General features: G+C 39.1%; 14 protein-coding genes and 4 pseudogenes. 11 read left to right on the top strand and 7 right to left on the bottom strand.

Going from position 1 to position 13322, the window contains the following annotated elements; genetic code table 11:
* The first annotated feature begins 84 nt into the window (after positions 1-84).
* The 7 genes and pseudogenes from VB693_RS15030 to VB693_RS15000 all read left to right on the top strand — a co-directional run bounded on the left by VB693_RS15030 (position 85) and on the right by VB693_RS15000 (position 6270).
* Positions 85-615: a DM13 domain-containing protein gene (locus tag VB693_RS15030; protein ID WP_323266960.1), complete on the top strand. Its 531-nt coding sequence runs from the start codon at positions 85-87 to the stop codon at positions 613-615.
* Between the two features lie 20 nt (positions 616-635).
* On the top strand, positions 636-1433 hold the full coding sequence (locus VB693_RS15025) for a glucose 1-dehydrogenase (RefSeq protein WP_323266959.1): 798 nt from the start codon (positions 636-638) through the stop codon (positions 1431-1433).
* Between the two features lie 25 nt (positions 1434-1458).
* Entirely contained in the window at positions 1459-2325 is an 867-nt protein-coding gene (locus VB693_RS15020) for an MIP/aquaporin family protein (RefSeq protein ID WP_323266958.1), read from the top strand.
* A gap of 147 nt (positions 2326-2472) precedes the next feature.
* Positions 2473-2634, top strand: a complete 162-nt coding sequence (locus VB693_RS15015) for a hypothetical protein (protein WP_323266957.1) — start codon at positions 2473-2475, stop codon at positions 2632-2634.
* Between the two features lie 148 nt (positions 2635-2782).
* Positions 2783-2971, top strand: a pseudogene (locus VB693_RS15010) (IS4 family transposase); the annotation flags it as partial.
* A 134-nt stretch (positions 2972-3105) separates the two neighbouring features.
* The gene (locus VB693_RS15005; protein ID WP_323266956.1) at positions 3106-3687 is read left to right on the top strand and encodes a hypothetical protein; all 582 of its coding nucleotides are present in this window, start codon (positions 3106-3108) and stop codon (positions 3685-3687) included.
* A gap of 690 nt (positions 3688-4377) precedes the next feature.
* Positions 4378-6270: a transglycosylase domain-containing protein gene (locus VB693_RS15000; protein ID WP_323266996.1), complete on the top strand. Its 1893-nt coding sequence runs from the start codon at positions 4378-4380 to the stop codon at positions 6268-6270.
* 12 nt (positions 6271-6282) lie between these two features.
* Here the strand turns inward: VB693_RS15000 and VB693_RS14995 are convergent, their stop codons facing one another.
* Positions 6283-6471, bottom strand: coding sequence for a hypothetical protein (locus tag VB693_RS14995; RefSeq protein ID WP_323266955.1), 189 nt, complete (start codon positions 6469-6471; stop codon positions 6283-6285).
* Positions 6472-6903: 432 nt separating this feature from the next.
* On the opposite strand from VB693_RS14995, the gene VB693_RS14990 reads away from it, so the two are divergent.
* Positions 6904-8835: a transglycosylase domain-containing protein gene (locus tag VB693_RS14990; RefSeq protein WP_323266954.1), complete on the top strand. Its 1932-nt coding sequence runs from the start codon at positions 6904-6906 to the stop codon at positions 8833-8835.
* 121 nt (positions 8836-8956) lie between these two features.
* Here VB693_RS14990 and VB693_RS14985 read toward each other — a convergent pair.
* Positions 8957-9172 (bottom strand): annotated as a pseudogene (locus VB693_RS14985) (ATP-binding protein); the annotation flags it as partial.
* Between VB693_RS14985 and VB693_RS14980 the strand changes: the two are divergent.
* Both VB693_RS14980 and VB693_RS14975 read left to right on the top strand, forming a co-directional pair.
* Positions 9170-9606 (top strand): annotated as a pseudogene (locus VB693_RS14980) (IS1 family transposase); the annotation flags it as partial. The pseudogenes VB693_RS14985 and VB693_RS14980 overlap by 3 nt on opposite strands.
* Before the next feature lie 36 nt (positions 9607-9642).
* Positions 9643-9750: pseudogene (locus VB693_RS14975) on the top strand (peptide-methionine (R)-S-oxide reductase); the annotation flags it as partial.
* A gap of 13 nt (positions 9751-9763) precedes the next feature.
* Here VB693_RS14975 and VB693_RS14970 read toward each other — a convergent pair.
* The 5 genes from VB693_RS14970 to VB693_RS14950 all read right to left on the bottom strand — a co-directional run bounded on the left by VB693_RS14970 (position 9764) and on the right by VB693_RS14950 (position 11867).
* Positions 9764-10129: a cupin domain-containing protein gene (locus VB693_RS14970; RefSeq protein WP_190697815.1), complete on the bottom strand. Its 366-nt coding sequence runs from the start codon at positions 10127-10129 to the stop codon at positions 9764-9766.
* Positions 10130-10186: 57 nt separating this feature from the next.
* A complete protein-coding gene (locus tag VB693_RS14965) occupies positions 10187-10606 on the bottom strand; it encodes a hypothetical protein (protein WP_323266953.1) in 420 nt (139 codons plus the stop codon).
* A gap of 32 nt (positions 10607-10638) precedes the next feature.
* The gene (locus tag VB693_RS14960; RefSeq protein WP_323266952.1) at positions 10639-11118 is read right to left on the bottom strand and encodes an ester cyclase; all 480 of its coding nucleotides are present in this window, start codon (positions 11116-11118) and stop codon (positions 10639-10641) included.
* Between the two features lie 134 nt (positions 11119-11252).
* On the bottom strand, positions 11253-11645 hold the full coding sequence (locus tag VB693_RS14955; RefSeq protein WP_323266951.1) for a chlorite dismutase family protein: 393 nt from the start codon (positions 11643-11645) through the stop codon (positions 11253-11255).
* Between the two features lie 96 nt (positions 11646-11741).
* On the bottom strand, positions 11742-11867 hold the full coding sequence (locus VB693_RS14950; protein WP_323266995.1) for a ribbon-helix-helix protein, CopG family: 126 nt from the start codon (positions 11865-11867) through the stop codon (positions 11742-11744).
* A 37-nt stretch (positions 11868-11904) separates the two neighbouring features.
* On the opposite strand from VB693_RS14950, the gene VB693_RS14945 reads away from it, so the two are divergent.
* The gene (locus VB693_RS14945; RefSeq protein ID WP_323266950.1) at positions 11905-13029 is read left to right on the top strand and encodes a transposase; all 1125 of its coding nucleotides are present in this window, start codon (positions 11905-11907) and stop codon (positions 13027-13029) included.
* Positions 13030-13322 lie beyond the last annotated feature (293 nt).

Raw genomic sequence — 13322 nt, 5'->3', positions numbered from 1 at the left:
TTAACTAATTATTTAAATAATAATTAATTTCAGGTTGAGATGCCAACTGAAACGAATGGTTGTTACATTCAGGAGATTTTTTTTATGCAATTGAAATATTTGCTCGGATTTAGTCTAGTTTCTCTGTTTATGGGTGGTTGTGTCCAAGAATTATCAAATAAACAGTTGCTCACAAATCTTGTTAGTGCAAATGCCAATACTTCCATACTATTAACTCAAATGCAGTCTTCCCCACAGCCTGCTAAATCTTCAGCGAAAAATAATATCAAGTCTGGCACATTTGTTTCTGGAGAACACACAACTCAAGGAACAGTCAACATTACTACCCAAGATGGCAAATCATTTATTGAGCTTGAGCAGTCATTTAAAACTTCTACATCAGGCCCAGACCTAGTTATAGTTTTACACCGTTCTCATAACGTCATTGGTGCAACTCGTCCGCCAGCTTATCCTTTAAGAAGAGGAGATTATATTGTCATAGCCCCATTACGAAAATTTAGAGGCAAACAACGTTATCTCATTCCTCAAAAAATTAACTTAGCCGATTATAAATCTGTTGCTATTTGGTGTCGCAGGTTTAATGCTACTTTTGGGGCTGCTACTTTAAGAAGTTAAAAATTAATCAAGAGAAAATCATGAATTTACAAGGTAAAGTTGCTTTGGTTACAGGTAGCAGTCAAGGCATTGGACAAGGAATTGTTTTACATCTTGCCCAAGCTGGGGCAAATGTTGTGATTAACTATCGCTCTCATCCAGAAGGAGCAGAGGAAACTTTAGCCAAGGTAGATGCTTTTGATGGTAAGTGTCACATGGCTCAATGTCCTAAATCTCATGGTTACACCGTACAAGCTGACTTGGGTAGTGTTGAGGAAGTGCGTCAATTAATTGCAGAAAGTATTCACCATTTTGGCAAATTAGATATTTTGGTAAATAATGCTGGCATTGAAAAACACGCACCTTTTTGGGAAGTCACAGAAGCAGATTATGATGCTGTGATGAATGTTAATTTAAAAGGTGTTTTCTTCGCTACTCAAAGCTTTGTTCAACATTTAATTGCTACTCAAAGAACTGGAAAAATCATTAATATTAGTTCGGTGCATGAAGAATTACCATTTCCTAATTTTACAGCTTATTGTGCTAGTAAAGGTGGAATAAAAATGCTGACTCGTAATTTGTCAGTTGAGTTGGGTGCGCTGGGAATAACTATTAATAATGTTGCACCAGGAGCAATAGAAACGCCGATTAATACTAAGTTGTTGAATGATCCAGAAAAGTTGGGGGCATTATTACAAAATATCCCCCTGAGTCGCTTAGGTAAACCGCAAGATGTAGCTTCCTTAGTGACTTTTCTCGCTTCTGCTGATGCTGACTATATAACAGGTAGTACCTTTTTTGTGGATGGAGGATTACTTTGGAATTATCAAGAACAGTAAGTCAAAACTATCTCAGAAACAACTTTTGTTATGGATTCATCCAAAATCCAAAGTTATGATGTTGCAGGCACTACGGAAACACTATCCTGAATATTTGATGGAAGCTGCGGGTTTGGGTATTTTTATGATTTTGGCGGCGATTGTGACTGCGGTGTTAGAGCATCCAGCTTCAATGATCAGACAGACTATTCACGAAGCAATTTTACGCCGCTTGATCATCGGAGTAGCGATGGGGTTAATTGCGATCGCGATCGTCTACTCTCCTTGGGGTAAGCAATCCGGCGCACATATCAATCCAGTTGTCACATTCACTTTCTTCCGCCTCGGCAAAATTCAGCTGTGGGATGCGATTTTTTATATCCTGGCGCAATTTTTAGGCGGATTGATGGGATTACTGTTAGCGATCGCACTATTGGGAAATGCAATTACCCATCCCTCTGTCAATTACATTATTACAATTCCTGGTGTGGAGGGTACAGGTATCGCCTTTTTAGCTGAAATAATTATTTCTTTTGGGGTGATGCTGATGATTTTATTTGTCTCTAATACTCCCAAACTTGCCCCATTTACGGGGATATTTTCAGGGATACTCATTGCAATCTACATTACTATAGAAGCCCCCTTGTCAGGGATGAGCATGAATCCAACACGTACTCTAGCATCAGCAATTCCCGCTCACAATTGGACAGATATTTGGGTTTATTTTACTGCACCACTTCTGGGGATGCTCTCAGCCGCAGAAATTTATGTGATGCTCAAAGGTAAACGTGCTGTTCGCTGCGCTAAACTACATCACCACAATAATAAACGTTGTATTTTTCGCTGTGGCTATCGTCATTCAGAAGCGAATAAGACACAATGGCTGTTGAGCGATCGCTTGCCTGGTTCTTAGTCTCAGAGCAATTCAGTACACCTCATAATTATTTGTTCTCTGTTTCCTATCACCATTATTCTTAGAGAATTTTAATAATTTTATCAGGGCTAATTCAGAGTCAAGGTTCAAGCTAGTAATACAACTAGCTAAATTTGCCAATAAATTATGAAAAAACGATATTTTTTACAAGCAGGTGCAGTAACAGTTGCCACAGTATTGTTATCACGCTATTTAACAGGTAAGTCACAAGTTATGGCGATCGCCAACAATAAATTTGAAATCATGAAAAATGATGAGGAGTGGCGCAAAATTTTAACGCTAGAATAGTTTCGCGTATTGCGGAAACATGGAACTGAACGTGCTGGTACTCTTGCGGGGGGACAAAATGGTTTAGAATGCTTATATTGCAAAGAGTGGAGCAATTTGTCGTAAAAGAAAAAGAGCCTTCATTGGCAACAAGCTCTATTTAATGATAATGTTACTAGAATTCTACGAGACAAACCTCAAGCGAGAATTGGGACGTGCAGAATATTTATTACTAAAAATCCTGATAAATTTATTACAATCTATTAAAACTGTGAGCCTTGAGGCATTGGCTACAGCTTTACCTATTCCAATATTGTTTGAAAGTAGAAGAAAGAAAATCCCAAGATTTTTGTCTTTAAATTACATAAATACTCTCACAAGAACAAAACCGCAAAGATGTAGAAGAAAGATATTACCGAGTTATTAAAAATTTAGAAAATGATAGCGATATTAAAAATTGGAAATCGTAAAATTATTGTTGGGTAAGTATATATGCAAACTTTAAATTGGAAAGGTTATCGAGTTATTGCCTGGATAGGACAAGCTCTATTGGCAATATTTGTGATAGCCGCAGCAGTTCAAGGTAAATGGTTAAATGCTGTGGGTCTAGCATTTTTCCTTGTAGCATCTTTTGTGTTTGTGGTGCGAGATGATAAATTACCCACCTTGTTTGATTTTTTATTTGTCTTGGCTGCATTGCTAAATGCTACTGGTTGGGTATGGGGTTTATTTGGTAAGCCAGGGCTTTATGACGAGATTGTTCATACTTATACGACTTTTGCAATTACCCTGGCTCTCAGTTTTTTAGTTTACAGTTCAATGTTGAACATATTTCGGAATCATACACTTTTATATCTGGTAACAATTACCAGTTTTGGCATCGCTATTGGTGCTTTATGGGAAATTACAGAATGGTCTGCGGGGAAAGTTCTTAGCACTGAAGTAATTGAAAGTTTAGATGACACAATTATTGATTTAGTTATGGACTCTCTTGGGGCCGGATTAGCTGCTTTAACTAGTCTTTGGGCATTGAGACAGTGGACAAATAGCCATCAACGAAAAGAATTCTCATGAAAAGTAGTCGTTTCTCGAAGAAACCCTAAGCACCATCATTAAATTTCTATAACTTAGGTTATCCCCGTTTTAGTTGTATAAGACATCTATCAAAAGCAATGCTTAGGCTGAAAGATAGTACAGCAATCAGTGCAAAGAGTTTTCCAGAAAAGACCATCTGCATAAACTGACGCTCGTGGGAATATTCTGGTGGTGGAACACACCGTTGCTGTAATCGGTGTTCTATTGTTAGGTTTGGGTGCTTATTTAACAACCTGCGAAAATTTTTGTAATTTGTCTTGTACTAGTGATTGCTTAATGTAATTTGAGTAGAAATAGAGGAGTGTCATAGTGTCAATAGTCCTAAGTATAGAAATAAACCTGTATAAGCTTTATAGGAGAAAAACGAGTCTTGCCTGTCTCTCCACGCATCAGTTAGAGTGAATGCTGCTGAAGGATATTTTGTATTTAATCGACGCTTATGGTGTCACAAAATTCTGCCTCTAAGTAGAAGATATACTACTCAGTAATCTTTATACTTTATAAGTGGATTAAGTTATGTTTGCTAGAAATATATCAACCTTCATAACTATCAAATTATTATCAGTGGCCGAGAATTATTTGCTTGGCTTTGCTGAATCAATTGCAGTTCAATGAGGAAATAAAATTGCCGTGTCTTCATTAAGGACTTTTGAAGATAAGCAGCCGCCAATGCGGACTTCGCCTAGTTTAGAGTTTTGGAAGGGGGTGGGTCAAATTACCGGTTGTACCCTTTTATCAATCACCATGCTGACAAGTTCTGTACTAGCTGGGGGATTGCTTGGTTTAGCTATTAGTTTCCGTGATTTACCAAGTGTTAGAACAATCAGAAATTTTGTACCTGCTGAAACAACTTATATCTATGACATTAAAGGCAGGTTATTGGCAAGTATTCATGGAGAAGTTAATCGTGAAGTAGTTCCTTTAAAGAAAATTTCTCCTCACCTGAAACGGGCAGTATTAGCCAGTGAGGATAGTGATTTTTACAACCATTACGGTATCGATCCTGTTGGAGTAGGGCGTGCTTTAGTGGTTAACTTAGAAGCTGGGGAAGTGCAAGAAGGCGGCTCTACTCTCACCATGCAATTGGTGAAAAACTTGTTTTTATCTCAAGAGCGTACTTTGACAAGGAAAATAGCAGAAGCGGTGCTGGCAATTCGTTTAGAACAAGTTCTCAGTAAGGATGAGATATTGGATCTGTATCTCAATCAAGTTTATTGGGGTGATAACAATTATGGTGTCCAAATGGCTGCGCGTTATTACTTTAATAAGTCAGCCGCAAATTTAAACTTAGCTGAATCAGCTATGATGGCAGGATTACTTCCTGCACCAGAAAATTTCAGCCCGTTTATTAACCTGGAATTAGCAAAACAAAAGCAGAAAGAAGTGCTGTTGAGAATGCTGGAATTAAACTGGATTAGCCAGCAGGATTATAATCAGGCTATTAAGCAAAAGATTCAACTGAATAACAAGAGAACTTTAGAAGGTAGTGCTGCACCTTATATAACTAATAGCGTAGCGCAAGAGTTGGTGAGAAAGTTTGGACGTGATGCACTGCTGAAAGGTGGACTGCGGGTGCAAACAACCGTTGATGCTAAATTGCAAATGATGGCCAACAAAACGGTCAAGAGTTGGCATCAAAGGCTAAAACGCCAAGGATTAAGAAATAATCAAATAGCTTTAGTAGCTATTGACCCGCGCACCCATTTTATTAAAGCTTTAGTCGGTGGTGTAGATGCTAAAACTAGCGAGTTCAACCGAGCAACCCAAGCCCGTCGTCAGCCAGGGTCTGCTTTTAAGCCGTTTGTTTACTATGCTGCTTTTGCTAGTGGCAAGTTCACACCCAATACAATAGTGCAGGATACTCCAGTCAGGTATCGTGATGGCAATGGTTGGTACTCTCCACGCAACTACGATAATAGTTTCATGGGAGCAATACCAATTCGCACAGCTTTATCACTATCTCGGAATATTCCAGCAATCAAACTTGGCAAAGCTGTAGGTCTAAATAGAGTTATTGAAACCTCTCGGACTTTGGGTATTACGAGTCCGATGAAACCTGTCACGTCTTTGCCTTTAGGTGCAATTGGTGTAACGCCTGTGGAAATGGCTAGTGCCTACGCTACTTTGGCAAATTATGGCTGGCAATCACCGACTACATTAATCATGCGTGTCAGTGATAGTAATGGCAATGTTTTGATAGACAATACACCTAAGCCTCGTTTAGTTTTAAATCCTTGGGCATCTGCATCTGTGATTGATGTGATGCAGTCTGTAATTAATAACGGTACAGGTAGGGCGGCGGCTATAGGTCGTCCGGCGGCTGGTAAGACAGGAACAACTTCATCAGAAAGGGATGTTTGGTTTGTGGGTACTGTACCACAATTGACAACTGCGATATGGGTAGGAAGAGACGATAACAGAAGATTAGGTTACGGCGCAACAGGTGGTGGCACGGTTGCTCCTATATGGCGCGATTTTATGCGAAATGCACTTAAAAATGTACCAGTCGAGAACTTCAAGCGACCTTCTAATTTTCCTCGCCCTCGGCCAAATAACAAATAAGAACTATATGGGCTACTTGTATTTTTGTAACACCAAATTTAATTTCAACCAAGCTAGATATAACCTAAAATCGCGTTGCATAAAAGTGGGATCAATTGAGGCAAGCAGGGGAGGCATAGAGAAGCCTGTAGCTCCTGAATTCAGCAACGCACCTAAAATTAAGTGAATGCCGACAGCTTCACCCATTGCAACTATCCGCATGAGCTATGGCATTAAGTGTTGTCATGATTATTTTGGGCATCATTGCGATCGCCACCCCCTTTTTACATCAATAGCGATTGCGGCTTCGGTCTCGAAGAAAGCAGCAGTAAATATAGTTGGGCATAGAACAAATATCTTACCTTTGATTCTATTTTTTCTAACTTATGTTAGAGAATTGTCTTTTTAAATTGGCTGTAATAATTAATTATCTTTTATCATAGAAAAATAATTGCTAATAGCATACCTCTTATTATGAATCACTAAAAATGGGGAAAATATATTAACTTGATTTGCAATCTTTAATAACATCATAAAGTCAGATTTTTTATGAATGAATAAATATGTCAAATCAAAAACATAATATTTTACGAGCAACTGTGTAACTTATAGGTTTAAAGATTTAATTCACCCTTGTAAATAAATATAACCATCGTGTCTTCATCAGAAAATATTGAACAGGAAAAACCACTAATTCAGCCTTCACCTAATTTTGAGTTTTGGAGAAAAGTAGGTTTAGTTACAGGTGGTACTCTCTTATCAATTAATATGTTGGCAATTTCTATTGTGACAGGAGGGTTAGTTGGTTTATTTATTAGTTTCTATAATTTGCCACAGCTTAGACAAATACGCAACTTTGTACCAGCAGAAACAACATATATATATGACATCAAAGGTAAGCTTTTGGTAGGACTGCATGGAGAGGTTAATAGAAAATTTGTGTCCTTAGATCAAATTTCTCCACATCTAAAAAGAGCAGTCTTAGCTATTGAAGATAGTTATTTTTACAATCATCACGGTATTGACCCCGGAGGTATAGGACGTGCTGCGTTAGTTAATTGGGCAGCAGGGACTGTGAAAGAAGGTGGTTCTACCATCACTATGCAGTTAGTAAAAAATCTGTTTTTATCTCGCGATCGCGCTTTAAGCCGCAAAATAGCAGAGGCTATATTAGCGATTCACCTAGAGCGTATTCTCAATAAAGATCAAATTTTAGAACTGTATCTTAATCAAGTTTACTGGGGTCATAATAACTATGGTGTGCAAACAGCAGCCCAGTCTTACTTCAATAAATCAGCACAAGATTTAACTTTGGCTGAGTCAGCTTTGATGGCTGGTCTTATCCAAGCTCCAGAAAAATTTAGTCCTTTTGTAGACATGAATTTAGCTATACAAAAGCAAAGGCAAGTCTTGAGAAGGATGCGGGAATTAAAATGGATTACCAAACAAGAATATGATAATGCTCTTCGACAACAGATTCAATTAGGTAAAATTAAATCTTTTAAAGCTAGTGTTTTTCCTTACGTTACTAATGCCGTATCACAGGAATTAATAGAAAAATTTGGGCGTGATGCTGTACTCAAAGGTGGAATGCGGGTGCAAACAACAGTATCTAGTGACTTACAAATAATTGCAGAAGAAACTGTGAAAAAATGGCACAAAACTCTTAAAGAACGAGGGTTAAAAAACAATCAAATTGCTTTAGTAGCAATAGACCCACGTAGTCAATTTGTCAAAACCTTAGTAGGTGGTGTTGATTCGCAAAAGAGCGAATTTAACCGTGCAACTCAAGCCCAGCGTCAACCTGGGTCTGCTTTTAAGTCGTTCGTCTATTATACTGCTTTTGCCAGTGGCAAGTTTACGCCCGATACAACGGTACTAGATTCTCCAGTCAGCTATCCTGACGGGGATAAAACTTACTCTCCACGCAACTACGATAATACCTTTAAGGGTGCAATGCCAATTCGTACTGCTTTAGCACTTTCTCGTAACGTCCCTACGGTGAAGCTTGGTAAATCTGTAGGAATAAATAATGTGATCAAAACTTGCCGTACCTTGGGAATTACTAGTCATATGGAACCTGTAAGTTCTTTACCATTAGGCGCGATTGGTGTTACACCACTAGAGATGGCTAGTGCCTATGCAACTTTTGCTAATTATGGTTGGCACTCTTCTCCAACACTCATTACCCGTGTGACTAATAGTAGTGGTGATTTATTATTAGATAATACCCCCAAGCCTCGTCAGGTTCTTGACCCTTGGGCATCAGCTGCCATTCTAGATGTGTTGCAATCAGCAGTTAAGGAGGGAACTGGTAGAGGTGCGGCTTTAAACCGTCCAGTTGCTGGCAAAACTGGTACAACCTCTTCAGAAAGAGATATCTGGTTTATTGGCACAGTACCACAGTTAACAACAGCCATTTGGGTAGGTAGAGATGATAACGGACAATTAGCTAGGGGTGCAACAGGTGGAGGTATGGTTACTCCCATTTGGCGTGATTTTATGCAGAAGGCACTTCACGATGTACCAGTAGAGAAATTCAAGCCACCTTCTAATTTTCCTCGTCCTCAGCCAAAGAAGAAATAGGCATTTGGATGATGTTATGGCTAATTGACAAACAACTATTTCTTGTCAGGAATAATTTGAAAACGATCGCCTACTGCATGACTAAATTGCTCAGATTTTACCAAACATTTTACTCAGACTACTAACAACTGCAATTATGTTGAATGGTATTTGCTCCTCTGCTTTCTTCTGCAATGGGCAATTTGACCGTAAATGTTGCTCCTTGTCCTATTCTCTGGCTTTGGGCTTGTATTGTACCACCATGCAGTTCTACCAGATGACGTGCGATCGCCAGCCCTAAACCTAGTCCTTTATTTGACCGAGTATGGCTACTATCTGCTTGGCGAAAGCGTTCAAAGTAGGAGAACTTGATGAACTAGAAACTTTCGTAGGGTCAAAAAAAACAAAATTTGGTTATGGACAGCAGTAAACCACTTTCGCCCAGGAATTTTAGCTTGGGTTTTAGGAGATCATAGTGCTAAAACATTTAAACCTTTGTGGGACATTGTTTGCTGCTGGCAGTGCTATTTTTATGTTACCGATGGATGGAAAGTTTACCCCAGTTTTATTGAGCCAGGCGATCATATTGTCAGTAAAACATATATGACCAGAGTAGAAGGTGAAAATACACGTTTACGTCATTATCTGGCACGCTTACAGACGCTCCTAACGTCGCTACCGCTTCGCTATCGCAAAACATTATGCTATTCCAAGTCAGTAGATATGCTTAAATACTCAATCCGCTTGTTACTTCACTATTTAAAGTATAGAGAAATACTCGTAATTAACTGATTCATCCCGCATTTATGCAACGCCGACTTACCGCAAAATTGTCGTCGTTGCGGTGGACACCTGGGTCATGTATCCGACGACGGCCCCGCACCTACAGGTAAACGTTATTGTATGAATGGGGTAGCAATGAAGTTTATAAAGTAGTAAGAATCACTTGTTACTCGATACGATTAGGAAATGATATTTCTAGCACAACACATCCAATATCAGTTTTGAATGGGCCATGAATCTCACCCGGTGGTCTACTTGCATAATGTCCGCTTTCTAACCACATATCAAAAGCTTGATCATAAAGACGACCACTAACGACAAAAATCTCTTCAGGATAGGGATGACTTTTTGCACCAAACGGAGTGGTATCAGCACCGGGATGAAAACGAGTTAAACGCGTGTATTCGCCAGTTTCTTCATCTATGCTAAGGGTGAGTTCTTCAGCAATTTGTTCTAAGCCTGCGATCGCTTGCCATTCTTCTCGATGTTCTACAATCAATGGATTCCAGTAAGTTTTGGTGGATTTTGCCATACTGCTTTTTCTGATTCTTTAGTGGCTGTTAGAAGTTTGATAACTGCATTAGGGTTATTAGTCTGTGTAGATTTTACTTCTTTGTTGAGTTTGAAACAGCCAGAAAATAAAAGCAAAGGCAAAGAAGAGATCACCAAAACCACCAAATAGAAACGTCAATGGCAAGTCACCTCTAAAGCAAAATGCAAAAAATAATATGGCGATCGCAATTTTAAAAGCTGCGGCTACAGCAATAAAGAAATTCTCGACTTTAGCTTTAATTGCTAGCCAAGCATAACTCACACCTAAGATAAGAATCCATGATGCTATCACCCAATGAACAAATATTGCATCTTTTGGAAGTATTACAGTATCAGCCGGATAGTAAACTGGAGGTGCAAATCTAATTGCGCCAAACAGATTAAAAATTGCTGTGAGCAACAAACAATATCGAAACCATTTTGCTACAGGCTGCTGGTTCACTGGAGATTTATTCATAACTGTTTTTGGGTTGTATGCAAACTTCGCTTCTACGCAGATTTCTTCAACAGTTTGAATACTACACCTTTGAGGATATGTGGAAATAATTGTAGACCGGGCAAGAAAACAATCCCTAACTGTTGCATCAGTCCGAGTGCATCGCCTTGACCCCAATGCTCAACAATTTTCCCGTTCTCGACTCGATCAATGTGCATAATTGACAAAGTGATTTGCTTACCTGTTGGCGGGAGTCCTTGGAATTCTCCAAGATGCGTTGCTGTGAATGTTCCGCAGGTTACAACTTTATCTTCAGAAACAATCACCTGATCAAAAACGTGTTGACCTTGGCTGAAGGCTAAATAAAATGACATCCCAAATTGCTTGAACCCTTCCCTATCTAATGGTTCAGGTACACCCGCTAAATGAGCAACAAAATCAGTAGCTAGAAGATCCAAGGCTTGTTCTATTTTGCGATCGTCAAAGGCTTTGTAGAACTGGAGTACGAGAGCTTTGTTTTGTTCAGTCAGCATACAAAATTGTGTTTTGAGCTAAATTGTAACGCGACTGCTGTAGCTGTCTGAAATTTCTATACAACTTCACTAAACTGTCAATAGTCAAGACTAAGTAGGTAGGCACGATTAAATCTAGGATGTCATTGCGTTCTTTACGGGACGCTGGCGCGCATCCGCAACAGTAATTCATCAAAACCCTTGGTGTGTTCCGGTGCAAATTCAAACCATGTGAGAAAATCGAATGGTTCTTCAATATCACGACAGTGAAGCAATCGACGTGCAACGCCTGGAAGATACTCCAAACCATTTGCTGTGTGATGAGATTCTTCCTCAAAAATAGCGCGCCTCTCATCTTGTGGCATTTCCCACCACTGGGCAGATTTTTTAATGGGGATCAGCACTGCTAAAACAGCTTCTGAGTGATTTAACACAGGTTGCACTGCCTGAAGAACATTTATTTCATCACGCACAGCATAGCGAAACGTTGCTGCTAAAACCTTGTAAAGTCCACAAACTATCTGATGGCAATTTTGTGACAGCATCATTCACCACATTGATTCTTTCAACAAGTTCTAAACTTACGAGTCGTGATGCGTAAAGCCCCCATGCTTCAGCCGGGGGATATAAGCGATAGGACAAATTTATTTGTCCGTCAAAGTTCTGATTAATTCTCTGAGAATATCATTTAAACTACGCTCTTTCTTGTGACAATACTTCACAAGTATCTCGTATTCTTCATCCGAACATCTAACAGTTAATCTTCTTATGCCGTCATCATGACATTATTTGTGGCACAATACTAACATGAAAACCCTGAAGTTTAAACTGTACCAGCACAAAAGAAATAGATTCCTCAAGCGCATGATTAACGCGAGTGGGGTAATCTACAATCATTGTATTGCTTTGCATAAACGCTACTATCGGATGTGGGGCAAACACATTCGCTGTGCAAAACTTCAGTCTCATATTTCCAAGCTGAGAAAGCGCAATTCTTTCTGGCAGTCAGTAGGTTCTCAGGCAGTACAAGATATTTGTCAGCGCATTGAGAAAGCCTACCAATTATTTTTTAAACACAATAAGAAAGGAGTTAAACCACCAGGATTTAAAAAGGTTAAAAAATACAAGTCATTCACCCTAAAACAAGCTGGTTATAAGTTTCTGAGTGGCAATAGGGTAAAGATTGGGAATAAGGTTTATCAGTTTTGGAAATCCAGAGAAATAGAGGGAACTGTCAAAACACTAACTATTAAGCGTACATCATTGGGTGAATTGTTTATGGTTATTGTTGTTGATGAAGAGGGTAAGTCAGAAGCCAAATTCACGACTGGTAAGATAGCGGGATTTGATTTTGGTTTGAAAACATTTCTCACTTGCTCAGACGGTACAACAATTGAGTCTCCCCAATTTTTTAAGCAATCCCTAAACGCAATTCAAAAAGCCAGCAGACAGCATTCTAAGAAATTAAAAGGTTCAGTTAATCGGGAACAAGCTAGAAAGAATTTAGTACGCAGGTATGAAGATATCTCCAACCGTCGTCGTGACTGGTTCTGGAAACTAGCTCATGATCTAACTGAGAGGTTTGATGTTCTCTGCTTTGAAACCCTGAACCTTAAAGGAATGCAACGTCTTTGGGGTAGGAAGATATCAGACTTGGCTTTTGGTGAATTTCTACAAATCTTAGAATGGGTTGCCAAGAAGAAACATAAACAGGTGGTGTTTGTAGATCAATGGTATCCATCCACTAAAACTTGTTCTAGCTGTGGACATATCTTAGAAAGCCTAGATTTGTCAACTAGACGTTGGCGTTGTCCTTCATGTCAATCTGAAAATGACCGAGATGAAAACGCCAGTTTGAATATTAAAAGAGTCGGGAGTTCGACTCTAGGCGTAGGAGATGTTAGACAGTCCCAGACTGCAATCTCTGTCTGATGCCTGAATCCCCCGTTTTCAAAACGGGGGAGTGGCTCAATCCCAGAATACCCCGCACATCTAATACTCGCCATGTGCCTTGCTTACCACCAATAAAAGAATATCTATTTTTCATAGTTTAGATCCAAAAGGCTGAATGGAAAAATACTGGAGTTACTCTAACCAGATTTGAACGTTCTTGAATGAGTGTAGGTTAAAAAATTTTCTTTAATATGATGAGTGTAGGTAGAAAAAATCTGTCTATCAAATATAAATTTTAATAAGCAAAATGCTCGTTTGCTTACTCATTTGCT

Origin of the sequence: Anabaena sp. UHCC 0399, assembly GCF_034931465.1 — a bacterium.
Taxonomy (GTDB): domain Bacteria; phylum Cyanobacteriota; class Cyanobacteriia; order Cyanobacteriales; family Nostocaceae; genus Trichormus; species Trichormus minutissimus.
This window is presented reverse-complemented; position numbering and strand designations above follow the sequence as displayed.

Bases quoted from the DNA above. Each gene is read 5' to 3' on its own strand.
- VB693_RS14995 (WP_323266955.1), bottom strand. From the start codon at position 6,471: ATGCGGATAGTTGCAATGGGTGAAGCTGTCGGCATTCACTTAATTTTA.
- VB693_RS14960 (WP_323266952.1), bottom strand. From the start codon at position 11,118: ATGCTGACTGAACAAAACAAAGCTCTCGTACTCCAGTTCTACAAAGCC.
- VB693_RS15030 (WP_323266960.1), top strand. From the start codon at position 85: ATGCAATTGAAATATTTGCTCGGATTTAGTCTAGTTTCTCTGTTTATG.
- VB693_RS14945 (WP_323266950.1), top strand. From the start codon at position 11,905: ATGAAAACCCTGAAGTTTAAACTGTACCAGCACAAAAGAAATAGATTC.
- VB693_RS15025 (WP_323266959.1), top strand. From the start codon at position 636: ATGAATTTACAAGGTAAAGTTGCTTTGGTTACAGGTAGCAGTCAAGGC.
- VB693_RS14955 (WP_323266951.1), bottom strand. From the start codon at position 11,645: ATGATGCTGTCACAAAATTGCCATCAGATAGTTTGTGGACTTTACAAG.
- VB693_RS14965 (WP_323266953.1), bottom strand. From the start codon at position 10,606: ATGAATAAATCTCCAGTGAACCAGCAGCCTGTAGCAAAATGGTTTCGA.
- VB693_RS15015 (WP_323266957.1), top strand. From the start codon at position 2,473: ATGAAAAAACGATATTTTTTACAAGCAGGTGCAGTAACAGTTGCCACA.
- VB693_RS15000 (WP_323266996.1), top strand. From the start codon at position 4,378: ATGCGGACTTCGCCTAGTTTAGAGTTTTGGAAGGGGGTGGGTCAAATT.
- VB693_RS15005 (WP_323266956.1), top strand. From the start codon at position 3,106: ATGCAAACTTTAAATTGGAAAGGTTATCGAGTTATTGCCTGGATAGGA.
- VB693_RS14970 (WP_190697815.1), bottom strand. From the start codon at position 10,129: ATGGCAAAATCCACCAAAACTTACTGGAATCCATTGATTGTAGAACAT.